This window comes from Serratia sp. Sp408, assembly GCF_057180665.1.
The window spans coordinates 737,804-764,100 of the sequence record NZ_JBXUFT010000001.1 but is presented as its reverse complement, the minus strand read 5'-3'; the positions used below and the strand labels follow the sequence as shown (position 1 = coordinate 764,100).

21 protein-coding genes are annotated in these 26,297 nt (G+C 58.3%); 13 read left to right on the top strand and 8 right to left on the bottom strand.

The window, feature by feature from the left end:
- Positions 1–100: 100 nt before the first annotated feature.
- From cydD to infA, 4 genes are all read left to right on the top strand, one after another.
- On the top strand, positions 101–1,867 hold the full coding sequence (cydD, locus tag AC2AXP_RS03670) for a heme ABC transporter permease/ATP-binding protein CydD (protein WP_484381416.1): 1,767 nt from the start codon (positions 101–103) through the stop codon (positions 1,865–1,867).
- 2 nt (positions 1,868–1,869) lie between these two features.
- Entirely contained in the window at positions 1,870–3,591 is a 1,722-nt protein-coding gene (gene cydC / locus AC2AXP_RS03665) for a heme ABC transporter ATP-binding protein/permease CydC (RefSeq protein WP_004964994.1), read from the top strand.
- 30 nt (positions 3,592–3,621) lie between these two features.
- Positions 3,622–4,347, top strand: a complete 726-nt coding sequence (gene aat / locus AC2AXP_RS03660; protein ID WP_004964997.1) for a leucyl/phenylalanyl-tRNA--protein transferase — start codon at positions 3,622–3,624, stop codon at positions 4,345–4,347.
- Positions 4,348–4,453: 106 nt separating this feature from the next.
- On the top strand, positions 4,454–4,672 hold the full coding sequence (gene infA / locus AC2AXP_RS03655) for a translation initiation factor IF-1 (RefSeq protein WP_002211347.1): 219 nt from the start codon (positions 4,454–4,456) through the stop codon (positions 4,670–4,672).
- Between the two features lie 207 nt (positions 4,673–4,879).
- Here infA and clpA read toward each other — a convergent pair whose 3' ends face one another.
- Both clpA and clpS read right to left on the bottom strand, forming a co-directional pair.
- Positions 4,880–7,156 (bottom strand): ATP-dependent Clp protease ATP-binding subunit ClpA, encoded by a 2,277-nt coding sequence (gene clpA, locus AC2AXP_RS03650; protein ID WP_004965004.1) that lies wholly within the window; start codon positions 7,154–7,156, stop codon positions 4,880–4,882.
- A 26-nt stretch (positions 7,157–7,182) separates the two neighbouring features.
- A complete protein-coding gene (gene clpS, locus AC2AXP_RS03645; protein WP_004928347.1) occupies positions 7,183–7,503 on the bottom strand; it encodes an ATP-dependent Clp protease adapter ClpS in 321 nt (106 codons plus the stop codon).
- Positions 7,504–7,836: 333 nt separating this feature from the next.
- Here clpS and cspD point away from each other — a divergent pair, with 333 nt between their 5' ends.
- On the top strand, positions 7,837–8,058 hold the full coding sequence (gene cspD, locus AC2AXP_RS03640; protein ID WP_004965007.1) for a cold shock-like protein CspD: 222 nt from the start codon (positions 7,837–7,839) through the stop codon (positions 8,056–8,058).
- Positions 8,059–8,140: 82 nt separating this feature from the next.
- Here cspD and macB read toward each other — a convergent pair whose 3' ends face one another.
- Positions 8,141–10,087, bottom strand: coding sequence for a macrolide ABC transporter ATP-binding protein/permease MacB (gene macB / locus AC2AXP_RS03635; protein ID WP_004965009.1), 1,947 nt, complete (start codon positions 10,085–10,087; stop codon positions 8,141–8,143).
- Entirely contained in the window at positions 10,087–11,199 is a 1,113-nt protein-coding gene (macA, locus tag AC2AXP_RS03630; protein WP_004965010.1) for a macrolide transporter subunit MacA, read from the bottom strand. Before macA ends, macB begins: the two co-directional genes overlap by 1 nt.
- 196 nt (positions 11,200–11,395) lie before the next feature.
- Here macA and AC2AXP_RS03625 point away from each other — a divergent pair, with 196 nt between their 5' ends.
- Positions 11,396–12,346: a VirK/YbjX family protein gene (locus AC2AXP_RS03625; RefSeq protein ID WP_004965011.1), complete on the top strand. Its 951-nt coding sequence runs from the start codon at positions 11,396–11,398 to the stop codon at positions 12,344–12,346.
- Positions 12,347–12,361: 15 nt separating this feature from the next.
- Here AC2AXP_RS03625 and AC2AXP_RS03620 read toward each other — a convergent pair whose 3' ends face one another.
- Positions 12,362–14,020, bottom strand: coding sequence for an ATP-dependent nuclease (locus AC2AXP_RS03620; protein WP_004965013.1), 1,659 nt, complete (start codon positions 14,018–14,020; stop codon positions 12,362–12,364).
- 174 nt (positions 14,021–14,194) lie between these two features.
- Between AC2AXP_RS03620 and AC2AXP_RS03615 the strand changes: the two genes are divergently transcribed.
- The 5 genes from AC2AXP_RS03615 to ltaE all read left to right on the top strand — a co-directional run bounded on the left by AC2AXP_RS03615 (position 14,195) and on the right by ltaE (position 20,998).
- Complete coding sequence (locus AC2AXP_RS03615; protein WP_004965015.1) at positions 14,195–15,091, top strand: LysO family transporter; 897 nt, start codon at positions 14,195–14,197, stop codon at positions 15,089–15,091.
- 162 nt (positions 15,092–15,253) lie between these two features.
- Complete coding sequence (hcp, locus tag AC2AXP_RS03610) at positions 15,254–16,903, top strand: hydroxylamine reductase (RefSeq protein WP_039992275.1); 1,650 nt, start codon at positions 15,254–15,256, stop codon at positions 16,901–16,903.
- A gap of 54 nt (positions 16,904–16,957) precedes the next feature.
- The gene (hcr, locus tag AC2AXP_RS03605; RefSeq protein ID WP_039992276.1) at positions 16,958–17,962 is read left to right on the top strand and encodes an NADH oxidoreductase; all 1,005 of its coding nucleotides are present in this window, start codon (positions 16,958–16,960) and stop codon (positions 17,960–17,962) included.
- Positions 17,963–18,156: 194 nt separating this feature from the next.
- Entirely contained in the window at positions 18,157–19,878 is a 1,722-nt protein-coding gene (poxB, locus tag AC2AXP_RS03600) for a ubiquinone-dependent pyruvate dehydrogenase (RefSeq protein ID WP_484381415.1), read from the top strand.
- Positions 19,879–19,981: 103 nt separating this feature from the next.
- Positions 19,982–20,998, top strand: a complete 1,017-nt coding sequence (gene ltaE / locus AC2AXP_RS03595; protein WP_004965022.1) for a low-specificity L-threonine aldolase — start codon at positions 19,982–19,984, stop codon at positions 20,996–20,998.
- A gap of 37 nt (positions 20,999–21,035) precedes the next feature.
- Here ltaE and AC2AXP_RS03590 read toward each other — a convergent pair whose 3' ends face one another.
- Both AC2AXP_RS03590 and AC2AXP_RS03585 read right to left on the bottom strand, forming a co-directional pair.
- Positions 21,036–21,728, bottom strand: a complete 693-nt coding sequence (locus AC2AXP_RS03590) for an N-acetylmannosamine-6-phosphate 2-epimerase (RefSeq protein WP_004965024.1) — start codon at positions 21,726–21,728, stop codon at positions 21,036–21,038.
- On the bottom strand, positions 21,725–23,281 hold the full coding sequence (locus tag AC2AXP_RS03585) for a PTS transporter subunit EIIC (protein ID WP_371901480.1): 1,557 nt from the start codon (positions 23,279–23,281) through the stop codon (positions 21,725–21,727). The genes AC2AXP_RS03590 and AC2AXP_RS03585 overlap by 4 nt, the downstream gene beginning before the upstream one ends.
- 168 nt (positions 23,282–23,449) lie before the next feature.
- On the opposite strand from AC2AXP_RS03585, the gene AC2AXP_RS03580 reads away from it, so the two are divergent.
- The gene (locus tag AC2AXP_RS03580; protein WP_484381414.1) at positions 23,450–24,277 is read left to right on the top strand and encodes a MurR/RpiR family transcriptional regulator; all 828 of its coding nucleotides are present in this window, start codon (positions 23,450–23,452) and stop codon (positions 24,275–24,277) included.
- 16 nt (positions 24,278–24,293) lie between these two features.
- On the opposite strand, the gene AC2AXP_RS03575 is transcribed toward AC2AXP_RS03580, so the two are convergent.
- Positions 24,294–24,638, bottom strand: coding sequence for a DUF1294 domain-containing protein (locus AC2AXP_RS03575; protein ID WP_004965029.1), 345 nt, complete (start codon positions 24,636–24,638; stop codon positions 24,294–24,296).
- Positions 24,639–24,792: 154 nt separating this feature from the next.
- On the opposite strand from AC2AXP_RS03575, the gene AC2AXP_RS03570 reads away from it, so the two are divergent.
- The gene (locus tag AC2AXP_RS03570; protein WP_484381413.1) at positions 24,793–26,232 is read left to right on the top strand and encodes a DUF2867 domain-containing protein; all 1,440 of its coding nucleotides are present in this window, start codon (positions 24,793–24,795) and stop codon (positions 26,230–26,232) included.
- Positions 26,233–26,297: the final 65 nt, after the last annotated feature.

The window sequence follows — 26,297 nt, the reverse complement described above, 5'->3', positions numbered from 1 at the left end:
TTGACCTTCACTTGTGCGCTTCCGGTTGAAGCAAACACTTTTTTTAACAGTATGTTAACCAAGCCTGTGATCACAGGCGTCGGCGACGCAGACACTCCTGATGAAAAAAACCAGACAGCACCAGCTCACCCAATGGCTTAAGACACAGAGCGCTTTGGCAAAGCGTTGGTTACGCCTTTCCATGTTACTCGGATTGTTCAGCGGCATATTGATTGTCGCACAGGCCTGGCTCCTGGCCGCCCTGCTTCATGCGCTGATCGTCGAACACACGCCACGCGATCAACTGACCCCGTGGTTTATCTGGCTGGTCGCCACTTTTGTGCTGCGGGCGCTGTTGAGCTGGCTGCGCGAACGCGTGGGCTTCCTTTGCGGCCAGGCGATCCGCCAACGGCTACGCCAGCAGGTGCTGGACAAACTCCAACGGCTAGGGCCCGCATGGGTTCAGGGCAAGCCGGCCGGCAGCTGGGCGTCGATCATCATCGAGCAAATCGAGGATATGCAGGATTATTATTCGCGTTATCTGCCGCAAATGTACCTGGCGGTATTCATTCCGTTGCTGATTTTAGTCACCGTACTGCCAATCAACTGGGCCGCCGGGCTGATTCTGCTGGTCACCGCACCGTTGATTCCGCTGTTTATGGCGTTGGTCGGCATGGGCGCCGCCGACGCCAACCGCCGCAACTTCGTGGCATTGGCGCGCCTGAGCGGCAATTTCCTCGATCGGCTGCGCGGTCTGGACACCCTACGCCTGTTCCACCGCGGGCAGGCAGAAACCGACCATATCGCTAGCGCCTCCGAAGACTTCCGTCGTCGCACCATGGAGGTTTTGCGCATGGCCTTTCTTTCTTCGGCAGTGCTGGAGTTTTTCGCTTCGCTGTCGATCGCCGTGGTCGCGGTCTATTTTGGTTTCTCGTACCTGGGCGAGTTGAACTTTGGCAGTTACGGCACTGGCGTCACGCTGTTTGCCGGTTTTCTGGTGCTGATTCTGGCGCCGGAATTCTTCCAGCCGTTGCGCGATTTGGGCGCGTTCTATCACGCCAAGGCTCAGGCGGTAGGGGCCGCTGAAATGCTGGAAACCTTCCTCAGTGCCGAAGCTGACGGGATCGGCAACGGCACGCTGACGCTGAATGAGCACGATGCGCTCACGCTGACCGCCGAGCAGTTGGAAATCCTGTCGCCGCAAGGCGTGCTGCTGGCCGGGCCATTGAGTTTCACCCTGCCGGCCAACCAGCGTATTGCGCTGGTGGGGTTGAGCGGTGCGGGTAAAAGTTCGCTGCTGAATCTGCTGCTCGGCTTCCTGCCCTATCGCGGCTCGCTGCGCATCAATGGCATCGAATTGCGCGATCTGAACGCGGAAGGCTGGCGACAGCGGCTCGGCTGGGTTGGGCAAAATCCTCATCTGCCGGCACAGACGCTGCGTGACAACATCCTGCTGGGCAATGCGCAGGCCGATGAACAACAGTTGCAACAGGCGGTAGAACAGGCCTATGTCAATGAGTTCCTGCCGCAGTTGCCTGATGGTCTGGAGACCGTTCTGGGTGATAGCGCAGCGCGGCTGTCGGTCGGCCAGGCGCAGCGGGTTGCGGTAGCGCGGGCGTTGATCAGCCCACGCCAGCTATTATTGCTCGACGAGCCCGCCGCCAGTCTGGACGCCCACAGCGAACGGCTGGTGATGCAGGCGCTCAACGCCGCTTCCCGTCGGCAAACCACTCTGCTGGTCACCCATCAGTTGGAAGATACCGAAGACTTCGACCAAATTTGGGTAATGGATAACGGACAAATCGTCCAGCAAGGCGATTACGCCACGCTGGGCGCCCAATCCGGGCTATTTGCCACCTTGATCGCACACCGCAGCGGGGAGCTATAATCATGCGCGTTTTGCTGCCGTTTCTGGCGTTGTATCGCCGCCATGCCTTGCTGATGACGCTGGGTATTCTGCTGGCCATCATCACTCTGCTGGCCAGCATCGGCCTGCTGGCGCTGTCCGGCTGGTTCCTTGCCGCCTCGGCGCTGGCCGGACTGGCCGGGCTGTATACGTTCAACTACATGCTGCCGGCCGCCGGCGTGCGCGGCGCGGCGATTTTCCGCACCGCCGGGCGCTATGCCGAACGGCTGGTCAGCCATGACGCCACTTTCCGCGTGCTGTCGCATCTGCGGGTGTTCACCTTTAAAAAGATCCTGCCGCTGTCGCCGGGCGGCATGGCCCGTTTCCGCCAGGCGGAGCTGCTGAACCGACTGGTCGCGGACGTTGATACGCTCGATCATCTGTATCTGCGGGTGATTTCGCCGTTGGTAAGCGCCGCGGTGGTGATCGCCGTAGTGACCTTCGGCCTGAGTTTTATCGACCCCGCGCTGGCATTGACGCTGGGTAGCATTCTGCTGTTGCTGCTGTTACTGGTACCGCCGCTGTTTTATCGCCTCGGTAAACCGATTGGCGGTGAACTGACCGCCTTGCGCAGCCAGTACCGCACCGATCTCACCGCCTGGCTGCAAGGCCAGGCTGAACTGGTGGTATTCGGCGCGGTGCAGCGTTTCCGCGCGGCGTTGACCACCACCGAGCGCCATTGGCAACGTCGTCAATGGCAGCAGGCCTCGCTGGGCGGCAAGGCGCAGGCGCTGATGATCCTGGCCAGCGGCGTGACCGTTACCCTGCTGCTGTGGCTGGCCGCCAACGGCGTGGGCGGCAATAACCAACCCGGCGCGCTGATCGCATTGTTCGTCTTCACTGCGCTGGCCTGTTTTGAAGCGTTGATGCCGGTGGCCGGTGCCTTTCAGCACCTGGGCCAGGTCATCGCTTCCGCCACCCGCGTCAAGCAGTTGATCGATCAGCAGCCAGAGGTGATTTTCCCAAATCACGGGCCGCAGGCAAAAGACAGCGCCGCGCTAAGCCTGCAACAGCTCTGCTTCAGCTACCCGCAGCAACCGCAGCCGGTGCTGCGTAACGTGGCATTGCAGGTGGCAGCCGGCGAGCATATCGCCCTGCTGGGGCGAACCGGCTGTGGTAAATCAACGCTGCTGCAACTGCTGACCCGCGCCTGGAACGCCGACAGCGGTGAAATATTGCTGAACGGCCAGCCGTTGGCCAGCTACGCTGAAGACACGCTGCGCGCCATGACCAGCGTCGTCAGCCAGCGTGTACACGTATTCAGCAGCACCCTGCGTGAAAACCTGCTGCTGGCGGCACCAGACGCAGACGATGCCGCGCTGAAAACGGTGCTGGAACAGGTAGGTCTGGGAAAACTGTTGGAAAATGACGGGTTGAACGCCTGGCTGGGCGAAGGCGGTCGTCAGCTTTCCGGCGGCGAGCAACGCCGTCTGGGCGTCGCCCGTGCGCTACTGCATCCGGCGCCGTTACTGTTGCTTGATGAGCCGACCGAGGGCCTGGATGCGGAAACCGAGCAGCAGATCCTGGCGCTGCTGCGCCTGCATTGTCAGGGCAGGACGCTGATTCTGGTCACCCATCGCCTGTACGGTCTGGAGCATATGGACCGCATCTGCGTGATGGACGGCGGGCAGATTGTTGAACAGGGAAACCATGCTACCCTGCTGCGGCTGCAAGGTCGTTACGCCCAATTCCGGCAACGTATCTGATTCGCGCTGTACAGGCCGCTAAGGAGATTTATGCGTATCGTCAAGCTCTCGTCGCATTCACTGGCGTTCCCTTCGCCAGAGGCCGCGCTGCGCGATCCCAACGGGCTGTTGGCCATCGGCGGCGACCTGAGCGCGCCACGGCTATTGGCGGCCTATCAGCGCGGCATCTTCCCCTGGTATTCGCCGGGGGAGGCAATTCTGTGGTGGTCACCGGATCCGCGCGCGGTGCTGTTCCCTGACGAACGCCACCTCAGCCGCAGTTTCAAGCGCTTCCTGCGCGGCAACCCTTTTCGCATTACCCTGAACCATAATTTTTCCGCCGTGATCGCCGCCTGCGCCGAACGGCCGCTCGAAGGCACCTGGATCGGCCCGGAAGTGCAACGCGCCTATCTTCAGTTGCACCAGCTCGGCCATGCGCATTCGGTTGAGGTATGGCAAGGCGAACAACTGGTCGGCGGCATGTACGGCGTGGCGCAGGGCGCGCTGTTTTGCGGTGAATCGATGTTCAGCCGCACTGACAACGCCTCGAAATGCGCATTGATGGCCTTTTGCCAGCATTTTTCAGCTTTCGGCGGTGAATTGATTGACTGTCAGGTGCTTAACGCGCACACTTCCCGGCTTGGCGCACGCGAAATCCCTCGCCGCCAATTTTTGCAGCAGCTCAGTTACCTTCAGCGCCGGACGTTAGCCTCGGAGTGCTGGATGCCGCAAGCGTTACCCCCACAGCAGGTTGAACCACCCTCCCCAACAAACTAATTTTGCGGAAACGGTGCAATGTTCACCGACACTTCTTTACATAATGTGGGTTTTTCGGCATTATCTTGCCGGTTAAAAACTAAGGTAGTTACACCTAGAGGATTCGATGGCCAAAGAAGACAATATTGAAATGCAGGGCACCGTTCTTGATACGCTGCCGAACACCATGTTCCGCGTTGAATTGGAAAACGGGCACGTGGTAACCGCTCATATCTCCGGTAAAATGCGTAAAAACTATATCCGCATCCTGACGGGCGACAAAGTCACTGTAGAGCTGACCCCGTACGACCTGAGCAAAGGCCGCATTGTCTTCCGTAGCCGTTAATCGGCTAACTGGTCGCCAGTCGCTGGCGACACCGAGGATGTAAATCCCTCCGGAGCCCTTTCCGTTTATCCCCGCCGCAACGTTCATTACCCCGTTGGTCGTGCGTAGGTAAACTGAGAGGGCTCGCCTATTTGTGCCGTACGCGAATTGCACGCGTAAAAAAAGCGATGCCGAAGCATCGCTTTTTGTTATTTAACCCAGCGGCAATCAATGCACGCCTTCGTCCGCCTTGCGTTTTTGCGCACTGAGGAAATGGTAGGTCAGCTTCTGGGTTTCCTTGTCCAGCTCGACCTTCACCGATCCTCCCTCCACCAGCGAACCAAACAGCAATTCGTTGGCCAACGGTTTCTTCAGGTTTTCCTGCATCACACGCGCCATCGGACGAGCACCCATCGCACGATCGTAGCCCTTCACCGACAGCCAGTCGCGTGCGTCGTCGCTGACTTCCAGCGATACCCCCTTCGCATCCAGCTGCGCCTGCAGTTCGACGATAAACTTGTCGACAACCTGCTGGATAACCGCAGTGGACAGATGGTTGAACCAGATAATGTTGTCCAGACGGTTACGGAATTCCGGCGTGAACACTTTCTTGATTTCTTCCATCGCGTCGGTACTGTTGTCCTGCTCGATCAGGCCGATCGACTTGCGTTCGGTCTCACGCACGCCGGCGTTGGTGGTCATCACCAGGATCACGTTGCGGAAATCCGCCTTGCGGCCGTTATTATCGGTCAGCGTTCCGTTGTCCATCACCTGCAGCAGCAGGTTGAACACGTCCGGATGCGCCTTTTCGATTTCGTCCAGCAGCACCACCGAATGCGGATGCTTGATGACCGCATCGGTCAGCAAACCGCCCTGATCGTAACCGACATAGCCCGGAGGTGCGCCAATCAGACGGCTGACGGTATGCCGTTCCATATATTCGGACATATCAAAGCGCAGCAGCTCAATGTCCAGCGCCTTCGCCAATTGTACCGTGACTTCGGTTTTACCGACGCCGGTCGGACCGGCAAACAGGAAGGAACCGACCGGTTTGCGCTCGTGCCCCAGGCCTGCGCGGCTCATCTTGATCGCTTCGGTCAATGCCTCGATCGCCGGATCCTGGCCAAACACCAGCATCTTCAGACGATCGCCCAGGTTTTTCAGCACGTCGCGATCGCTCGCAGAGACGGTTTTCTCCGGGATACGCGCAATACGCGCCACCACAGATTCAATGTCCGCCACGTTAACGGTTTTCTTGCGCTTGCTGACCGGCATCAGACGGCTACGCGCGCCGGCTTCATCGATCACGTCAATCGCCTTGTCCGGCAAATGACGATCGTTGATGTACTTCACCGACAGCTCAACGGCCGCCCGCACCGCTTTGGCGGTGTAACGCACGTCGTGGTGCGCTTCATATTTGGTCTTCAGGCCATTGATGATCTGGACGGTTTCTTCCGCCGTCGGCTCGGTAATGTCGATTTTCTGGAAGCGACGAGCCAGCGCCCGGTCCTTTTCGAAAATATTGCTGAATTCCTGATAGGTGGTCGAACCGATCACCCGGATCTTGCCGCTCGACAACAGCGGTTTGATCAGGTTGGCGGCGTCAACCTGCCCACCGGAAGCGGCACCGGCGCCGATAATGGTATGGATTTCGTCAATAAACAGAATGCTGTTCTGATCCTGCTCCAACTGCTTGAGCAGGGCTTTGAAACGTTTTTCGAAGTCGCCGCGGTATTTGGTACCCGCCAACAGCGAACCGATATCCAGCGAATACAGCGTACAGTCTGCCATCACTTCCGGCACGTCGCCCTGCACGATACGCCACGCCAGCCCCTCGGCGATGGCCGTTTTACCGACGCCCGACTCCCCCACCAGCAGCGGGTTGTTTTTACGACGGCGGCACAGCACCTGAATCGCGCGTTCCAGTTCGCGGTCGCGGCCAATCAGCGGGTCGATCCCGCCCACGCGGGCCAGCTGATTGAGGTTGGTGGTGAAGTTTTCCATACGGTCTTCCCCTCCGGACTGCTCTTCGTTTACCGGGTTCTCCGCGTTCGGTGCCTGGCCCGGCTCGTCTTTACGTGTGCCATGAGAAATGAAGTTCACCACGTCAAGACGGCTGACGTCGTGTTTGCGCAGCAGGTAAGCCGCCTGTGATTCCTGCTCGCTGAAAATCGCCACCAGCACGTTGGCACCGGAAACTTCACTACGGCCGGAAGATTGTACATGGAAGACCGCACGCTGGAGTACGCGCTGGAAGCTGAGCGTCGGCTGTGTGTCGCGCTCTTCTTCGCTGGCGGGCAGCGTTGGCGTGGTCTGTTCGATAAAGGCTTCCAGTTCCTGACGCAATGCCGCCAGATCCACCGTACATGCCTCGAGCGCTTCACGCGCGGCAGGGTTGCTGAGTAACGCCAGCAACAGGTGCTCCACGGTCATAAACTCGTGTCTGTGCTCACGCGCCCTGGCGAAAGCCATGTTGAGACTGAGTTCCAGTTCTTGATTGAGCATAAGCACCTCCCCAATAAATCGCCTGTTCAGGCTTTTTCCAGCGTACAAAGCAACGGATGCTCGTTCTCCCTTGCGTACCGGTTCACATGGACGACTTTGGTCTCCGCCACCTCGGCGGTGAATACCCCGCAAATCGCCTTGCCTTGATAGTGGACCGTGAGCATCAGTTGCGTTGCGCGTTCAATATCATAAGAAAAGAACTTTTGCAGAACGTCAATCACAAATTCCATCGGTGTGTAATCGTCGTTGTTAAGTATAACTTTATACATTGACGGCGGTTTTACCGCATCGATTTGTTTTTCTTCGGCTAAGTGTTCAAAATTTAGCCAGTCGTTGTTATTGCCCATCGCTGCTCGTCTTCTCTTGTGTACCCTCAGATATGGGGTCGCGTTCAGGTTATTCAAACGGGGATCGTTACTATTTTATCATCTTCGGTCGTATTGTGCCGCTGCGAGACCGTCGCTGAAATCACTGATATTTTGTTACCAAAGCATGTCAATAGCGTTACCTGCTTCAAACTTTGGTGAACTGCTGCCGCCCGACAAAAGCCGATCGCTTGACGTGATGATCATTTGCTCTAGAGTGTAAATTCGTGAGCTGTTGGTCTTTTAACCACTGCGCGCTCACCAGAAATCAGTTATTCATCTCACTTAAAATAGCGTTGCGAGGGATGTAGAAGCATGGAGACGGGTACTGTTAAATGGTTCAACAACGCCAAGGGTTTCGGTTTTATCTGCCCTGAAGGCGGCGGCGAAGATATTTTCGCACATTATTCGACAATCAAGATGGATGGCTACAGAACGTTGAAGGCGGGCCAACAGGTCAGGTTTGACGTACACCAAGGCCCCAAAGGAAACCATGCGAGTCTTATTGTGCCCCTGGAAAGCGAGGCGCTGGCCTGAACGTTTCCCGCAGAAGCAGTCGATCTGCAATGCCATGTCAAAAATGCCAGCCGCCGTATGACTGGCATTTTTATTTACTCTATTACTCGCGCGCCAATGCGTCAATCGGGTTCAGACGCGCAGCATTACGCGCCGGCAGATAGCCAAACACCACGCCGATGCCGGTCGAACAGGCAAACGCGCTCACCAACGCCGCCGGCGGGAAACTGATCTGCCAGCCAGGCAGCACCAATTGCACCAGCAGCCCAATGGCTAATGACAGCATGATCCCCAACGCCCCGCCTACCAGACACACCAATACCGCTTCTATCAGAAACTGTTGCAATACGTCGCCGGATCGGGCGCCAACCGCCATGCGGATACCGATTTCACGCGTGCGTTCAGTGACCGACACCAGCATGATATTCATCACCCCAATGCCGCCGACCACCAGCGAAATCACCGCCACCAGCGTCAGGAACAGTTGCAGCGTACGGGTGGTCTTCTCTGCGGTTTGCACCAGGCTGTCCATGTTGTAGGTGAAGAAGTCTTTTTTACCGTGCCGCAGCGTCAGCAGGCGCGTCAACTGCTGCTCGGCTTCCTGGCTGTTGTAGCCCTCACGTATGCGCACGGTGATCGAATCAAAATAGGCGTTGCCCATCAGGCGATTGGCCATGGTGCTATACGGTATCCAGATGCTGAGGGTTTTGCTGCTGCCAAACATCGACTGTTTTTGCTGCGCCACGCCAATCACCGTCGCCGGCATATTACCAACCAGAATCACTTCGCCGATGACGTTACGGCTATGCGGAAATAGCCTTCGCCGGGTATTTTCGTCGATCACCGCGATCTGCGCCTGCGATTGCAGCTGCAGCGCGTCGATCCCCGTCCCCTGGCTGAAGCCCATGCCGTATACGCGGAAATATTGCTCGCTGACGCCGTTGACGTTGGCCGCCACGTCGACGTTGCCAAAGCGCAACCGCATGCTGCTGCCAATGGATGGCGACAGCGCGCTGACATACGGCTGTTCGCGTAGCGCATCGAGATCGTCATACTTCAGCGATTGGCGGTAAGTGGGATCGTCGTCGCCGAAATCCTTGCCAGGATAGATATCAACGGTGTTGGTGCCGATGGATTTGATATCCGCCAGCACCATTTGTTTGGCGGCATCGCCAATCACCAGGATCGACACCACCGACGCAATGCCGATGATGATGCCGAGCATGGTCAGCGCGGTACGCATCTTGTTGGCCGCCATCGCGCGCCAGGCCATTACCAGCGCCTCGCGAAACCGCCCGCCAATCTGCTGCCAGGACGGCGCCGGCGTGGCGAGTTCCAGCGCCTTGGCCTGCGGCCGCTCTGCCGACACCGGTCGAGAATCGGCGATGATTTCGCCGTCGCGGATTTCGATGATCCGTTCCGCCTGCTGCGCCACCGCCGGATCGTGGGTTACGATGATCACCGTATGCCCCTGTTCACGCAGCTGCTTGAGGATCGCCATCACCTCTTCGCCGGAGTGGCTGTCGAGCGCGCCGGTCGGCTCATCCGCCAGTATCACCTGTCCGCCGTTCATCAATGCACGGGCAATACTGACACGCTGTTGTTGGCCGCCGGAAAGCTGGCTTGGCCGATAATTGACGCGCTCCGCCAGCCCCAGCCGCCGCAACAGCGCCTCCGCCCGTTCGCGGCGCGCCGCCTTGCCCAGTCCGGCATACACCGCCGGCACCTCGACATTGTGCGAGGCGCTGAGGTGCGGCAGCAAATGATAGCGCTGGAAGATAAAACCGAAGTGCTCGCGCCGCAACGCCGCCAGCGCATCGCCGTCAAGCGTGGCCACATCCTGCCCGGCCACCCGATAGGTACCGGCGCTCGGCTGGTCCAGACAACCAAGGATATTCATCAGCGTCGACTTGCCGGAGCCGGAAGCGCCCATAATCGCCACCATTTCACCGGCGTCGATGCTCAGCGACACGTCCTTCAGCACGTCCACCGTCTGCTCGCCGGATTGATAGCTGCGCCGAATGCCGTGAAGTTCCAACAAGCTCGCCATCAGTTGGCCTCCGCGCCGCCGCGGCTGACGATCACCTCATCCCCCACGCCCAATCCCTTCAGGATCTGCACATCGACGTTATTACGCATACCGATGGTCACTTCACGCTTTTCTTCTTTACCCTGTCGCAGTAGCGCAACGTAATAGCGGTTATCGGCGATCTGTTCGCCCAGCGCTGCCAGCGGGATTACCGTGGCCTGACTGACGCCGCCAAGCTGGATATGTACCTGTGCAGTCATCTGCAGACGCAACAGCCCCTGCGGATTCGGCACTTCAAAACGCGCATAGTAGAAGATGGCGTTGTTGACCTTCTCCGGCGTGGGTTGAATATCCTTTAGCACGCCGTCAAAGCGTTTGCTCGGATCGCCAAGCACGGTAAACCAGGCTTTCTGCCCTGGTCGCAGATGGATGACGTCCGCCTCTGACACCTGCGCCTTCACCAGCATGGTACTCAGGTCCGCCAGCGTCAGAATGTTCGGTGCCTGCTGTGCCGCAATCACCGTCTGGCCCTGCAGCGTGGTGATTTGCACCACGTCGCCGTCCATCGGTGCTTCAATACGGGTATACGCCAGGTTGATTTTCGCGGTATCCAGGCTGGCCTGATTCTTGGCAATCTGCGCCCGGGTGGTTTCTACCTGCGCCTTTTTCACCGCCAGTTCGGTGGCGAATTTGTCGAGATCCTGACGTGACACCGCCTGAAGCCGGGCCAATTCGCGGTTACGCTGCAAGGTCACCGCCGCCAGTTGCTGTTCGGCCTGCGCCTGGTTCAGTTGCGCGTGCAGTTCACGCAGCGTCGCTTCGCTTTCGCGAATGCTGTTTTGTGCCTGTTGCGGATCGATGACCCCCAGCAACTGCCCTTTCTTCACCTTGTCGCCGATTTCAACGGTCAGGCTTTCCAACTGGCCACTGACCTGTGCGCCAACGTCAACCTTGCGCACCGCATCCAGTTGCCCTGTTGCCAGTACATTCTGTTGCAGGTCACGTTTGGCAACCTTGACCGTTTTGAAATTCACCGCCGCCGGATGGCTGACGCGCCAATAAACCAGCGCCGCCACCATCGCCAGCAGGGCAACGACCAACACCCAGCGTCGCTTGCGTCCTTTAAACCACATCAATATATATTCCTGTCTATGACCAAATGTCACTGCTCACGCCGGCAGCGGGGCTAAATTATCATGACCGCAGCCTAATAACTAAACCTAAGCTCAACATTACGCACGGCCGCCCCTGTTCAGACCCCGGTATTGAACTCTCGTTTAGTGACTGCTTGATGAAATACGCGCATTCAATACCGCCAAGGATCACATCATGTCACAGCTCAGCTATCCCCTCGTATCCACTCGGCCGCTTAACGGTCTGCAACTGATGCTCTCGCTGATCAACGGCTCGCTGGCGCCCAGCCAGGCCTGGCACAAAACCGCATTCCGTCTCAAGTTTGTCAGCCGTTCGCTGTTACATTGGCGCACCACCTGCGGTCTGATGAATACGCTGGCCAGCAACCCGCTGCGGGAAGAAATCTTGCGCGCGCAGCCCAACCTGCCGTGCAAACTGCACCGGCCGTATCTGGCGGCGAACATGACTCAGCTAGAAAGCCTGTTCGCACTGCGCGATCACTATGATCTGATCGCCCAGCGCATGCCGATGAAACTGCGTATCGGTCACCTCGCTCCACAGCCGATGACCATCGCCAGCGCCAGCGATAAAAATGGCGAACGCATTACGCTGGAACTGGCGGCGATTGATAAATTGAATAAAGAAGGAGAGGCGACGCTATTGCTGCGTAACGCCGGCGGCGTGATGCTGGCGGAAATCACCTTTACCCTGATGCATTTTCAGCAGCAGCCGACGCTGTTTATCGGCGGTCTGCAAGGCGCGAACCATGAGGTGCCGCACGCGGAAATCCAGCAAACCACCAAGGCCTGTCACGGTCTGTTCCCAAAACGCCTGGTACTGGAAGGCGTGGGACATCTGGCACGCCATTTGGGGATCCAGCAATTGGTCGCCGTCGGCAACGGCACCCATATCTACCAGAACTGGCGATATAAAAGTAAAAAGCGCGACAAGCTGCATGCCGATTACGATCAGTTTTGGCTGTCGATGGGCGGCAAGCCGCTGGCCAATGGCTATTTTCTGCTGCCGGATCGTATTGCACGCAAGCCGCTGGTGGAAATTGCCAGCAAAAAGCGCGCCGAATACCGCCGTCGCTACCAGTTACTCGATGAGTTGGCGTTTACGCTGGCAACGCACTTTGCTCGCTAACCCCGGAGCGCAAGGTTAGTCGGCCCGGCCGCGCGCCAGCCAAATCACCCGCGAGAACATTTTTTTCAACAGTGGCGGCACCGAATCGGTGCCCCACTCGCCGGCCTGCAACGCAACCTCGATCGCCAAATCCGGTTTCGAGGAATGATGCACCGCCTTCAAAATCACCTTGCGCATCGGCACCTGCGCGTTAATCGGCACCGACGCCACGCGGTGATAGACCGGGCTGAATCCTTCCTTGTACATGAAATGTTCCATGTCCATTGCCGGCAAGGCAGTCAGACGATCGCGTTCAATATCGCCATGATGTTCCAGCACGCTGCGCACGGTATTGGCGTATTTTTTACCGGCTTCATCGCCATCCACCAGCGCATGCCACTGGATACCCATGCGGCGAGCAAACTTCAGCAACGGCTTCAGACCGCACTGGGCAAACTCAATCACCCGTACGCCTTCGGTTTCAAAATGATAGCCACATTGACGCGCCAGTTCGTTCAGCAGCCAGACTTCGGTTTCCCCTTCTACCAGCAGCCAGCAACGGGCAAACAGCGATGACGGCCGATTGAAACGGATATGGAAGGCAATGCGCCGGGCATCTTCGGCACCAAGCCCCTGCGGGCCAAGGCGATAGGTGGCGACCCGGCCGGATTCGCGCACCAGTCGGCAAACCTGATCGACCGGCACCAGCGACACCAGCTCGCTGGAATTGGTGGTGGTAATGCGCTGCAATGGCAGCTGGTTGAGCAATCCCCAGGCGACCGACAGCATGATTGGGTGCAAACGGGTTTCCGGATCTTCCACCAGCAGCAAAGGCCGCGCGTGCGGCTCCAGCGCCACATTGCCCTTGGCCTGCAATAAGGTGGAAAACATCCCCAACAGTATCAGTCGCATGCTGCGGCTGTTCGGCTCGGCAACCATCCGATTGATGCTGTCAAGCGAGCGCCATGCCTGTTGTTCCTGCTGCTGTCGGCGTCGGCGCGGCCCGCTGACCTGTGCCCCCTGCTCGGCAAAATAGTGCTCCAGCAGTTGCTGCATCGCCGCCAGCCCCTGGCGCAACTCGCCGTTAGTCAGCTTTTGCGGGTTACGCACCAGCTCTCGCGTTAGCTGATTCAATTGTTCGGTCATCGCCTGATGGTCGACCGGTAACCGCTGGTTGTGCGTGTCGTTACGCAGACGGCGAATAAAGCGCGCATCGCGCAGCCGCAGCACCGGGTGAATACGAATAAGCGCATGCACCAATTGATCGATATGGTGCAATTGCAATGGATAGCCTTCGGCATCCAGGAAACCGCGCCAGGTACATACCGTGTCATCATCGGCCAGTTCGCCCTCACAACGGTAATGAATACGGTTCAACCCATCGGCTCCCTTGATCCACAACGGCGACAGATGGCGATAGCGCGGTAGGTGGGCATGGCCGACATCCTTTTCACAGAAAGTGAAAATGATTTGCAGATGCCGCTCCTTCGCCGCCTCATCCCCCGGTGGAAAATGGAAGTCATGAGGCTCGAAGCGATAGAGAGCCTGTTCCGGTGCCAGCAATAATGTCAACGCGTCCAGCAGACTGGATTTACCCCAGGCGTTTTCCCCTAGCAACAGCGTGTTGTCATCCAGCGTTAGCGACAGCCGATTTATGCCACGGAAACCTACAATCTCAACCCGTTCTAAGTACATCCGTCGCCTCCCGTGCGAACCATCACCGTCCCGAATGGGGTGACCTCCAGAGCATGGTCAAAAAACCCCTTGCAGGTCAAGCAGACCAGCATAAATCTGCCGCTTTACTCCATGACGGCTTTTGGTTAGCGTGTTGGCCTCGCCTTATCCCAATCCAAGGAAGATTGTTTCATCATGTATTCCGGTCTGCTGATTATTCTGTTGCCGCTGATTATCGGTTATCTGATCCCGTTGCGCAGCAAAACGCTCATCCAACGTATTAACCGACTATTAAGTTGGATGGTATACGTCATTCTGTTTTTTATGGGGATCAGCCTGGCGTTTCTGGAGAACCTCAGCAGTAATCTGCTACTGATCCTGCAGTACACCGCGGTATTCTTCCTGTGTATCTTTTGCGCCAATTTGCTGGCGCTGTACCTACTGGAACGCAATCACCCCTGGCGCAACGGCCATAAACAGGAAAAGCTACCGTCGCGCCTGCATATGGCGTTGGAATCTCTCAAGCTCTGCGGCGTGGTGCTGGGTGGTTTCGCCCTTGGGTTGACGCAGTGGTCGTGGTTTGAACACGCCGCCACCGGCAGTGAATACGCGTTGATTTTCCTGCTGCTGCTGGTGGGCATCCAACTGCGCAACAGCGGCATGACGCTGCGCCAGATTGTGATCAATCGCCGCGGCATGTTGGTCGGCATGGCGGTGGCTATCAGCGCGTTGGCCGGCGGCACGCTGGCGGCGCTGCTGCTGGGGCTGCCGCTCAAAACCGGACTGGCTATGGCATCGGGGTTCGGCTGGTATTCGCTGTCCGGTATCCTGATCACCGACGCCTACGGCCCGGTGCTTGGCAGCACGGCGTTCTTCAACGATCTGGCGCGCGAACTGGTGGCGATCATGCTGATCCCCACCTTGGTCCGTCGCAGCCGGTCAAGCGCTCTCGGCCTGTGTGGCGCCACCTCGATGGATTTCACTCTGCCGGTTCTGCAACGCAGTGGCGGTCTGGAAATGGTGCCGCCGGCCATCGTGCACGGCTTCCTGCTGAGCCTGCTGGCACCGGTGCTAATCGCTCTGTTTTCATAATGGCTATCGGGGGTGCGCCCCCGAAATAATTCCCATCCTCAGCCAATTTTGCGCTAAATCAAATTTGCCCCACATTGCTCGATAAAAGACTTCTTCAGCACCGATTGTCGATCTATGCTTTTAAACAAGCATTTAAAATGCAACTTTAAAAAGGAAGCGACTATGTTCTGCGTGCAATGTGAACAAACCATCCGTACCCCTGCCGGCAACGGCTGCTCTTATGCTCAGGGGATGTGCGGCAAAACGGCGGAAACCTCCGATCTGCAGGATCTGCTGGTGGCTGCGCTACAAGGACTTTCCGCCTGGGCGCTACAGGCTCGCGCCCTGGGGATTGTCGATCATGACCTCGACAGCTTCGCCCCACGCGCCTTTTTCGCAACCCTGACCAACGTCAATTTCGATTCTGAACGCATCATTGGCTATGCGCGTGAAACCCTTGCCCTGCGTGATACATTGGCAGCTCGCTGTCGCCTGCTGGACGCCTCGGCGCAGGTCGATCACCCTTTGGCATCGCTGCAACTGGCCGGCAACGATATTGACACGCTACGGCAACAGGCCGCGCAGTTCGCCCTGAACGCCGACAAGGCCGCGGTCGGCGATGATATTCACGGTCTGCGCATGCTGTGTCTGTATGGCCTGAAAGGCGCTGCCGCCTATATGGAGCACGCACACGTACTGGGGCAGTTCGACCCGCAGATTTATGCCGAATACCACGCCTTTATGGCCTGGCTCGGCACCCAGCCGCGCGATCTCGATACCTTGCTGAATAACGCGATGGGCATCGGCAAGATGAACTTCAACGTGATGGCGATCCTCGATCGTGGCGAAACGCAGGCTTACGGCGATCCGCAGCCCAGCGCCGTTAACGTGCGTCCGGTCGCCGGCAAGGCGATCCTGATTTCCGGCCACGATCTGAAAGACCTGCGCATGCTGCTTGAACAAACTGAAGGACAAGGCATCAACGTCTATACCCACGGTGAAATGCTGCCGGCACACGGCTATCCGCAACTGAAAAAATTCAAACACCTGGTGGGCAACTACGGCAGCGGCTGGCAAAACCAACAGGTGGAGTTCGCCAAATTCCCAGGTCCAATCGTGATGACCTCCAACTGCATTATCGATCCTGAGGTCGGCAATTATGGCGATCGCATCTGGACCCGCAGCATCGTCGGCTGGCCAGGCGTCAATCATCTGGAAGGCGATGACTTCTCGGCCATTATTCAACAGGCGCAGAGCATGTCTGGCTTCCCGTACAGTGAAATCGAACATCTGATCACCGTCGGTTTCGGCCGCCAGACCTTACTCAATGCGGCCGATACGGTGATCGATCTGGTCAGCCGCAAAAAACTGCGTCACGTATTTCTGGTAGGGGGATGCGACGGCAGCCGCGGCGAGCGCAGCTACTATACCGACTTCGCCCGCGCCATACCCTCAGACTGCCTGATCATGACGCTGGCCTGCGGTAAATATCGTTTTAACAAGCTGGATTTCGGCACGCTGGAAGGCCTGCCGCGTCTGCTGGACGTCGGTCAGTGCAACGATGCTTACGCCGCCATCATGCTGGCGGTGAAACTGGCCGACACGCTGGGCTGCTCGGTGAACGATCTGCCCTTGAGTCTGGTGCTGTCCTGGTTTGAGCAAAAAGCCATTGTGATTCTGCTGACGCTGCTATCGCTGGGAGTGAAAAACATCTTTACCGGCCCGACCGCGCCAGGTTTCCTGACCGACAACCTATTGGCGATCCTCAACGAAAAATTCGGCATGCGTCCGATCACCAGCGTTGAGCAGGATCTGCACACCATTCTCGGCTGATGCCATTATTTCCCAGGGCTGTCTAAGGCAGCCCCGTATGTTTTGAGGTGCCTTATGACCCAACCCAGCCCACTTTGCCCAAACCGCATGCAGGTGCATTCGATCCAGCAGGAAACCGCCGATGTCTGGACGCTTAACCTGATAAACCACGATTTTTACCCGTATCAGCCTGGCCAGTTCGCACTGGTCAGTATTGATAACAGCAATGAAACACTGCGTGCCTATACTCTTTCGTCCTCACCCGGCCTGAGTCGCTTTATCAGCATCAGCGTGCGCCGCCTACCAGGAGGCGTCGGCTCAGGCTGGCTGACTCAGGCGGTCAGACCCGGTAATACGCTGTGGCTGTCTGATGCACAAGGCGAATTCAGTTGTCTGCAGCACCCGAGCGAACGCTATCTGATGCTGGCCGCCGGCTGTGGCGTAACGCCGATCATCGCAATGTGCCGCTGGCTGGCGGTCAATCGCCCACGCTGCGATGTGCAGGTGATCTACAGCGTACGCCACCCGGACGAGGTGATTTTCGCCGAGCAATGGTCGCAGCTGTGCGCCGCGCACCCGCAGTTGCAACTGACGCTGATGGCCGAACATGACGCCCGTCGCGGCTTTCTCAGCGGGCGTATCAACGCCCAACTGCTGCAACAGTCCGTGCCGGACATCGCACAGCGCACCGTCATGACCTGCGGCCCCGCGCCCTACATGGCGCAGGTCGAGCAACTGTGCCAGCAGCTTGGCGTCCCCGCCGCGCGGTTCCACCAGGAGCAATTCCACACGCCGACCCCCGGCGACGTGGGCAGCGAAACCTCGCTGGCGCTGCGCATTGGCCAACCGTTGCGTGAGTTCCGCGTACCGATCGGCAGCACGCTGCTGGCGGCGCTGGAGATGCATAAATTGCCAGTAACCGCCGCCTGCCGCGCCGGGGTGTGCGGTTCATGTAAAACCCGCGTGCTATCCGGTGATTACACCACTTCCAGCAGTATGACACTGACGCCGAACGAGATTGCCCAAGGCTACGTGCTGGCCTGCAGCTGTCAGCTGCAAGGCGACGTCACCCTCGCTTAAACGCTTGATGCCTTATCTCCGCGATAAGGCATTTATTGGTAAGACCATTTCCCCATCGCTGACTAGGGTTATTTCTGGTCGGGTGCGCTTTACCGTTCCTGACGCCAACGACGCACGGCTGTGAGCTATGCTTGCAGTTGTTCTGCACGCATCTCATCGGAATGAGCCGCGTGTTTTCACCTGATGGGGGAATCATGAAGCAAACAGTAGCCACTTTGATCGCCAAAACCCTGGACCGGGCTGGCGTAAAACGGATCTGGGGTGTCACCGGCGACTCGTTGAACGGCCTCAGCGACAGCCTGCATCGCATGGGTACCATTGAATGGCTCGGCACGCGACACGAAGAGGTCGCCGCCTTTGCCGCCGGCGCCGAGGCGCAATTGACTGGCGAACTGGCGGTCTGCGCCGGCTCCTGTGGCCCGGGCAATCTGCATCTGATCAACGGTTTGTTCGACTGTCATCGCAATCACGTACCGGTACTGGCGATTGCCGCCCACATCCCTTCCAGCGAAATCGGCAGCGGCTATTTTCAGGAAACCCACCCGCAAGAACTGTTCCGCGAATGCAGTCACTACTGCGAGCTGGTGTCTAATCCGGAACAGCTGCCGCGGGTGCTGGAAATCGCCATGCGCAAGGCGATTCTCAACCGCGGCGTGTCGGTGATCGTGCTACCGGGAGACGTGGCGCTGCGCATGGCGCCGGAAGATGCCAATATCGTCTGGCAAACCCCACGCCTGCCGCTGGTACAACCGCCGATGAGCGAACTGAACGCGCTGGCGGAAACGCTCAACGGCGCTAAAAACATTACCCTGATGTGCGGCAGCGGCTGTGCCGGCGCGCATGACGAAGTGGTCAAGCTGGCGGAACTGCTGCAGGCGCCGATCGTGCATGCACTGCGTGGCAAGGAGCACATTGAATGGGACAACCCCTACAGCGTCGGCATGACCGGACTGATTGGCTTCTCTTCCGGCTATCATGCGATGATGAACGCCGATACGCTGCTGCTGCTCGGCACCCAGTTCCCCTACCGGGCATTTTATCCGACCGGCGCCAATATCATTCAGATTGATATCAATCCGGGCAGCATCGGCGCCCACTGTCCGGTCAATACCGCGTTGGTCGGCGATATCAAGACCACGCTGACCGCGCTGTTGCCACAGTTGGATCCAAAGAGCGACCGCAAATTCCTCGACAAGGCGCTGGCGCACTATCGCGAAGCACGCAAGGATCTTGATGGCCTGGCAACCTGTAATGACGATCAACCGATCCACCCGCAATATCTGGCGCAGCAAATCAGCCGTTATGCCAGCGATGACGCGATCTTTAGCTGCGACGTCGGTACGCCGACGGTGTGGGCTGCCCGTTACCTGAAGATGAACGGCAAACGACGGCTGCTGGGCTCGTTCAACCACGGCTCGATGGCCAATGCCATGCCGCAGGCCATCGGTGCGCAGGCCACCGCGCCGGATAAGCAGGTGATTGCCCTGTGCGGCGATGGTGGGTTCACCATGCTGATGGGCGATTTTCTGTCGCTGGCGCAGCTGGCGCTGCCGGTCAAAGTGGTGGTGTTCAATAACAGCGTGCTGGGCTTTGTGGCGATGGAAATGAAAGCCGGCGGCTACCTGACCGACGGCACCGATCTGCATAACCCGGACTTTGCGGCGATCGCCAACGCCGCCGGCATTAAGGGCATCCGTGTGGAAAAGGCCTCCGAGCTGGACGCTGCGCTACAGGAGATGCTGGCACACCCCGGCCCGGCGCTGCTGGACGTGGTGACCGCCAAGCAGGAACTGGCGATGCCGCCGCAGATCAAGTTCGAGCAGGCCAAGGGCTTCAGCCTGTATATGCTGCGCGCGATCATCAACGGCCGCGGCGATGAAGTGGTCGAATTGGCCAAAACCAACTGGCTGCGTTAACGGCCATGGGTGTGACATTCGTCGCACCCAGTTTTCACTTTCCCCGTTCGCCATTGCGGTTATGATGGAACGCTAACCTTCATATCCAGAATAAGGGACGTCCATGTTTGTCGATTTACGCAGTGATACCGTAACCCGCCCCAGCGCCGCAATGCGCGCCGCCATGGCCAATGCCGAGGTCGGCGATGACGTCTATGGCGATGACCCGACGGTTAATGCCTTACAGGCTGAAGCGGTGCGCCTGTCGGGCAAGCAGGCAGCGCTGTTTCTGCCCAGCGGCACCCAGGCCAATCTGGTGGCGTTGCTGAGCCACTGTCAGCGCGGCGAGGAATATATCGTCGGTCAGCAGGCGCACAACTACAAATACGAAGCCGGCGGCGCTGCGGTGTTGGGCAGCATCCAGCCGCAGCCGATAGAAGCCGACGCCGACGGCACTTTGCCGCTTGCTGCCGTCGCCGCCGCGATCAAACCCGATGATATTCACTTTGCCCGCACCCGGCTGCTGAGTCTGGAAAACACCATCAGCGGCAAAGTGCTGCCGCTGGCATATCTGAAGCAGGCGTGGGAGTTCAGCCGCCAGCGCCAGTTGGCGCTGCACATCGACGGCGCACGCATTTTCAACGCGGCGGTGGCGCTCAACGTGCCGCTGCAAGAGATCGTGCAATACTGCGATACCTTTACCCTTTGCCTGTCGAAAGGCCTGGGCGCGCCGGTAGGATCGCTGCTGTGCGGCAGCAGCGAATTTATCCAGCGTGCCATTCGCTGGCGTAAAATGACCGGCGGCGGTCTGCGTCAGGCGGGTATTCTGGCAGCGGCGGGCTTATATGCGCTGGAAAACAACGTCGAGCGTCTGCGGGAAGACCACAACAATGCCACCTGGCTGGAACAGCAGTTGCGCGATATCGGCCTGGAGATCGTCGAACCCGGCGCCCAGACCAATGTGCTGTACCTGCGTCAACCGGCAGAACAGGCGGCCAAGCTGGGCCCGTGGATGCGCGAGCGCGGCGTGTTACTGAGCAGCGGCCCGTTAACCCGCCTTATCACCCACATCGACGTCAGCCGGCAGGACTTGCAGCAGGTGGTCAATCTGTGGCGTGAGTTCCTGCAACAGCAACGATAGAAGCAAATACCGCCCTGCTCCGTTCAGGGCGGTCGCGTCAGCCACCGATCGCCTGCACAAACCGCTGGGTTATCTGTTGCGGTCGGGTAATCGCCCCGCCAACCACGACCGCGTGGGCGCCCAGAGCCAGGCAGCGTGCCGCCATGGCCGGCGTTGCCACATTGCCTTCGGCAATCACCGGTCGTCCTACCGCCGCCAGCACCTCACGCAAAAAGCAAAAATCATCCTGCGCCAACTGGCGCCCCTGCGTTTCCGCGGTATAGCCGTGCAAAGTGGTGCCGATGCAGTCAAAGCCGAGCGTATCGGCATTGATCGCCTCAGCCAGCGTAGCGATATCCGCCATCAGCAACAGCCGTGGGTATTTGCTGCGAATCGCCTGCACCAGCTCAGCCAACGACAATCCCCCCGGCCGAGGATGCGCCGTCGCATCCATGGCGATCATCTGCGGCGACAGGCACATCAGCTCATCGATTTCCCGCAGGGTCGGCGTGATATACACCGCGCTGTCGGCATAATCACGTTTAATGATACCGATTACCGGCAGCGAGACGGCACGCACGATCGCCTTCACGTCCTCAACGCCGTTGGCGCGAATTGCCGCCGCGCCGCCGGCTTCGGCCGCAACCGCCATGCGCGACATAATATAATCGCTGTGCAGTGGTTCGCCTTCCAGCGCCTGACATGACACCACCAATTTCCCTTTGATCTGCTGCAACATGGAAACCGTCATAAATCCAATAATTCCTCTACTTCGTTTTTAATAATGGTAACGTGCGGGCCATAAATCACCTGAACGCCGTTGCCGCGCACGATCACCGCCCGAGCGCCGCTGGCTTTCAACTCGGCCTGGTTGACGCGTTGACCATGCTTGAGCGTGACGCGCAGCCGAGTGGCGCAACAGTCGAGATCGACCACGTTGTCCTTGCCACCCAGCGCAGCCAGAATCTGCTGCGCGCGGGCCGACGCGGACTGCACCGTTTCGCTGACCGTGTCGTCAGCACGCCCCGGTGTTTTGAAATTGAAGCGAACAATCAGAAAGCGGAACGTACAGTAATACAACAGGAACCACGGCACGCCGACCAGCGGCACCCACATCCAGTTGGTTTTCGCTTCGCCCTGCAACACGCCGAACAGAATGAAATCGATAAAGCCGCCGGAGAAGGTCTGGCCGATGGTAATCTGCAGCATATGCGCCAGCATAAAAGCCAGGCCGTCAAATACCGCGTGCACCACGTACAGCGCGGGTGCAATAAACAGGAAGGAAAACTCGATCGGCTCGGTAATACCGGTCAGAAAAGAGGTCAGCGCTGCCGACAGCAACAGGCCCCCGACCCGCTGGCGGTTTTCCGGTTTGGCGGTTTGATACATCGCCAGACAGGCTCCCAGCAGACCAAACATCATGGTGATAAATCGGCCAGACATAAAACGCGCGGTGCCAAGGTAAAACTGCTGGGTGGTCGGGTCGGCAAGCTGGGCAAAGAAAATACGCTGGGTGCCTTCAACCAGTTGCCCCTGAATCACCTCGCTGCCGCCGAGCGCGGTGGTCCAGAACGGCAGATAAAAGATGTGATGCAGCCCAAACGGGCCAAGCATGCGCAACACGAAGCCGTAGATAAAGGTGCCCAAATAACCGGTGGCCTCCACCAATCCACCCAGGCCAAAGATAAGCTGCTGAACGTACGGCCAGATCGCGGTCATCAGCGCCCCGATAGCCATTGCCGCCAGCGAACTGATAATCGGAATAAAGCGTGAACCACCAAAAAATCCGAGGAACTGCGGCAGCGCAATCTTGTTGTAGCGGTTATGCAGATACCAGGTCACCAGACCGATCGTCACACCGCCAAACACGCCGGTTTCCAGCGTCTGAACGCCAAGGATCATGCCCTGGCCGACTGCGCCAGGGTTTTCAGCCGCCAGCGTGCCGTTGATTTTTAACAACGCATTGATGGTGGCGTTCATCACCAGATAGGCAATCAGCGAAGCCAGGCCGGCGGTGCCCTTATCTCCTTTGGCCAATCCCACCGCCACGCCGACGGCGAACAGCACCGCCAGATTGGCGAAGACGATCGATCCGGCGCTGGCCATCACGCTAAACACTCCTTGCAGCCAGCCGATATTCAAAAACGGATACGCTTCAACGGTATTGGGATTGGAGAGCGCCCCGCCGATGCCCAACAGCAGCCCGGCGGCTGGCAGCACAGCGATCGGCAACATAAACGATTTACCGAAAAGCTGGGCTTTTTCGAACCAGCTTTTCGACGATGTTTCCCCGATTGATGACATAAATTTTCCTCGTTTATATTTTTTATTGATGAAAATTTTTACCACAAATAAAATCAATAACTGAAAATTTTAATCACAAAGATGATCGTCATCACAAAGCGTGGAATTCACTGGCGGGCGACAACGCCTTTCCGTCACAATAGAAAAAGACCAAATCAAAAGGGTAACGTGATGAATAGCGGAAATTTGTTGTTGCGGCTGCGACAAGATTTGGCGGGTTACAGCCCGACGCTGCACAAATTGGGGAATTATGTCATCGAGCAACCGTCCAGGGTGCTCTACTTCACGATTACCGAACTGGCACGCGAGAGTGGCACCAGCGAAGCCAGCGTTACGCGACTTTGCCGCCACCTGGGCTGCAAGGGGTATACCGAATTCAAGATGGCACTGGCACTGTGTGTGCAGCAAGGCACACAGGAAACGGCCAACGATCGGAGCGTCAGCGAATCACTGGTGGAAGAGAGCGTGCAGGCGCTGCGCGATACCGGAGCGCTGCTCGATCGGCTGGCTTTGCAGCAGGCGGCACTGGCGCTGCATCAGGCCCGCTCGATACAGATTTATGGCGTCGCCGCCAGCGCGATTATCGGCGATTTTCTGCAGTATAAACTGTTGCGTCTCGGCAAGCCGGCGCTGCTGTTCAGCGATATGCACCGGGCGGCAATGAATGCCGCATCGCTGGCGGAAAACGACGTGGCGATAGCCATTTCCAGTTCCGGCTCCACCAAAGACGTTCTGCATGCGGTGACCCTGGCGAAGCAACGTCATGCGCAGGTGATCGTCATCAGCAATAACCAGCGCAGCCCGCTGGCAAAACTGGCAAATACTCTGCTGGTGGCCGCCAAACCCGAAGGACCGCTGAACGCCGGCGCGCTGCCGGCCAAGGTCGGGGCGATGTTGCTGGTAGAATTAATGGCGACCGAACTGGCGCAACGTGATGCCGCCTATCTGCAGTCGCTACAAACCACCGCCAGCGCCACGCTGCCGCTATTGCTGTAGTCAGCGATGCGGGTGGCTACAGGAAACGACCATAAACCGCGTACCCTAGGGCCGCTATCGCGGCCACGTTCAGTACCACGCTGAATATAAACCAGGTTTTGAACGGCTGTTTGCTGGTTTTATGCCGGAACAGCTGCTGGCCGCATAACGCGCCAGGCCAACCGCCGACGACACCATACAGCAACAGCGTCAACTCTGGCACCCGTCGCCAGGCGTTGATCGCCGCCAGCTTGTCCACGCCGTAGATCACCAGCGTCAGCAGGTTCACCAGCAGCAACCACATCCACAGCGGATGCAGGAAAAACCAACTGGCTACAAACGCCAGCGCCAATAACAGATAACACACCAGGTTCAATCGCATAGCAAAGCCCGCATAAAGTGACGGCGCGTAGTGTGACGCCGTGCGGCAATCGTTGCAACCACCCATTATCCTTACAAAAAGTGCATTTATACCGCAAAGTTGGCATGCTAGGTTAGGCTGTATTTACCGTTATCTGTTGCATAAGGTCGTGCTGATGATCCCCCAACGCATCCTGGTACTTGGCGCCAGTGGTTATATCGGGCAAAACTTGATCCCCCATCTGGCGGCACAGGGGCATGCCATCACCGCCGCTGCCCGCCGCCTCGAATGGTTGCAGCAGCAACGCTGGCCGCAGGTCGATTGCCGTTATGTCGATGTGTACCAAGTGGAAACGCTGGCGGCCGCGCTATTGGACACCGACGTGGTGTATTACCTGATCCATGGCATGGGTGATGGCGACGACTTTATCGAAAAAGAGCGTCAGGCCGCCGAAAACGTGCGTGATGCCCTGCGCTGTTCCAACGTCAAGCAGGTGATTTTTCTCGGTGCGTTACAGCCGGCAGGGCAAAGTTCGCCGCATTTGCTGGCGCGCAAGTTGACCGGCGAGATCCTGCGTCAGAGCGGTATTCCGGTCACCGAGCTGCGCGCCAGTATCATCGTCGGGCCGGGCTCGGCGGCGTTCGAAATCATGCGCGACATGGTTTACAACCTGCCGATCCTCACGCCGCCACGCTGGGTGCGTTCCAAATCGTCGCCGGTCGCCCTGGAAAACCTGCTGGTCTATCTGGCCGAACTGTTGCACCACCCGGCTGACGAAAGCCGTATTTTTGACGTTGCCGGGCCGGAATATATCAGCTATCAAACCCTGTTCGAGCGTTTCATCGCCATCAGCGGAAAAAAGCGCTGGCTGATCCCCATCCCGCTGCCAACGCGTTTTATTTCGGTGTGGTTTATCAGCATGGTCACCTCGGTGCCGACCTCGATTGCCTGCGCGCTGATCCAGGGGTTGAATCACGATCTGCCCGCCAACGGCACGCCGCTGCAAGCGTTGATTCCACAGCGTTTAACCACCTTTGACGACGCGGTCAGAGAAACGCTGCGTCGTGAAGATGAAGTGGTCGACTCCGCCGACTGGGGCTACGACGCGCAGGCTCGTGCCCGCTGGCGCCCCGGTTACGGCTTTTATCCCAAACAGGCCGGTTACGCGCTGGACACGCAGGCTTCCGCCGCGGCACTGTGGCACGTGGTTCAGCAGTTGGGCGGCAAAGAGGGCTATTTTTACGCCAATATCCTGTGGCAGATCCGCGCTCGGATGGACGACATGATCGGTAACGGCGTGGTGTACGGCCGACCGCCACGGGAAACGCTGGCGGTGGGTGACGTGGTTGACGGCTGGAAAGTGATCACCATCAAACCGGAGCGCCAGATGGCGCTGCTGTTTGGCATGAAGGCGCCGGGGTTGGGCCGTCTGGTGTTCAGCATCAGGGATCATGGCAACCGGCGTACGCTGGACGTGCGTGCCTGGTGGCACCCGGCCGGTTTCAGCGGTCTGCTGTACTGGTTCGCCATGATGCCGGCGCATCTGTTTATTTTCCGCGGCATGGCGAAACGCATTGCGCAGCTTGCGGAGCAATACGACCACCGTTTGCCGTAGGCAATGCTCAATTGTCGATCAACCGCACAGTTTGCCGCTGTGGATAGGCCCTTTCCGATTGCATA

Excerpts from the sequence above, each read along its gene's own strand:
- cydD (WP_484381416.1), top strand. The coding sequence starts at position 101 with ATGAAAAAAACCAGACAGCACCAGCTCACCCAATGGCTTAAGACACAG.
- cydC (WP_004964994.1), top strand. The coding sequence starts at position 1,870 with ATGCGCGTTTTGCTGCCGTTTCTGGCGTTGTATCGCCGCCATGCCTTG.
- aat (WP_004964997.1), top strand. The coding sequence starts at position 3,622 with ATGCGTATCGTCAAGCTCTCGTCGCATTCACTGGCGTTCCCTTCGCCA.
- infA (WP_002211347.1), top strand. The coding sequence starts at position 4,454 with ATGGCCAAAGAAGACAATATTGAAATGCAGGGCACCGTTCTTGATACG.
- clpA (WP_004965004.1), bottom strand. The coding sequence starts at position 7,156 with ATGCTCAATCAAGAACTGGAACTCAGTCTCAACATGGCTTTCGCCAGG.
- clpS (WP_004928347.1), bottom strand. The coding sequence starts at position 7,503 with ATGGGCAATAACAACGACTGGCTAAATTTTGAACACTTAGCCGAAGAA.
- cspD (WP_004965007.1), top strand. The coding sequence starts at position 7,837 with ATGGAGACGGGTACTGTTAAATGGTTCAACAACGCCAAGGGTTTCGGT.
- macB (WP_004965009.1), bottom strand. The coding sequence starts at position 10,087 with ATGGCGAGCTTGTTGGAACTTCACGGCATTCGGCGCAGCTATCAATCC.
- macA (WP_004965010.1), bottom strand. The coding sequence starts at position 11,199 with ATGTGGTTTAAAGGACGCAAGCGACGCTGGGTGTTGGTCGTTGCCCTG.
- AC2AXP_RS03625 (WP_004965011.1), top strand. The coding sequence starts at position 11,396 with ATGTCACAGCTCAGCTATCCCCTCGTATCCACTCGGCCGCTTAACGGT.
- AC2AXP_RS03620 (WP_004965013.1), bottom strand. The coding sequence starts at position 14,020 with ATGTACTTAGAACGGGTTGAGATTGTAGGTTTCCGTGGCATAAATCGG.
- AC2AXP_RS03615 (WP_004965015.1), top strand. The coding sequence starts at position 14,195 with ATGTATTCCGGTCTGCTGATTATTCTGTTGCCGCTGATTATCGGTTAT.
- hcp (WP_039992275.1), top strand. The coding sequence starts at position 15,254 with ATGTTCTGCGTGCAATGTGAACAAACCATCCGTACCCCTGCCGGCAAC.
- hcr (WP_039992276.1), top strand. The coding sequence starts at position 16,958 with ATGACCCAACCCAGCCCACTTTGCCCAAACCGCATGCAGGTGCATTCG.
- poxB (WP_484381415.1), top strand. The coding sequence starts at position 18,157 with ATGAAGCAAACAGTAGCCACTTTGATCGCCAAAACCCTGGACCGGGCT.
- ltaE (WP_004965022.1), top strand. The coding sequence starts at position 19,982 with ATGTTTGTCGATTTACGCAGTGATACCGTAACCCGCCCCAGCGCCGCA.
- AC2AXP_RS03590 (WP_004965024.1), bottom strand. The coding sequence starts at position 21,728 with ATGACGGTTTCCATGTTGCAGCAGATCAAAGGGAAATTGGTGGTGTCA.
- AC2AXP_RS03585 (WP_371901480.1), bottom strand. The coding sequence starts at position 23,281 with ATGTCATCAATCGGGGAAACATCGTCGAAAAGCTGGTTCGAAAAAGCC.
- AC2AXP_RS03575 (WP_004965029.1), bottom strand. The coding sequence starts at position 24,638 with ATGCGATTGAACCTGGTGTGTTATCTGTTATTGGCGCTGGCGTTTGTA.
- AC2AXP_RS03570 (WP_484381413.1), top strand. The coding sequence starts at position 24,793 with ATGATCCCCCAACGCATCCTGGTACTTGGCGCCAGTGGTTATATCGGG.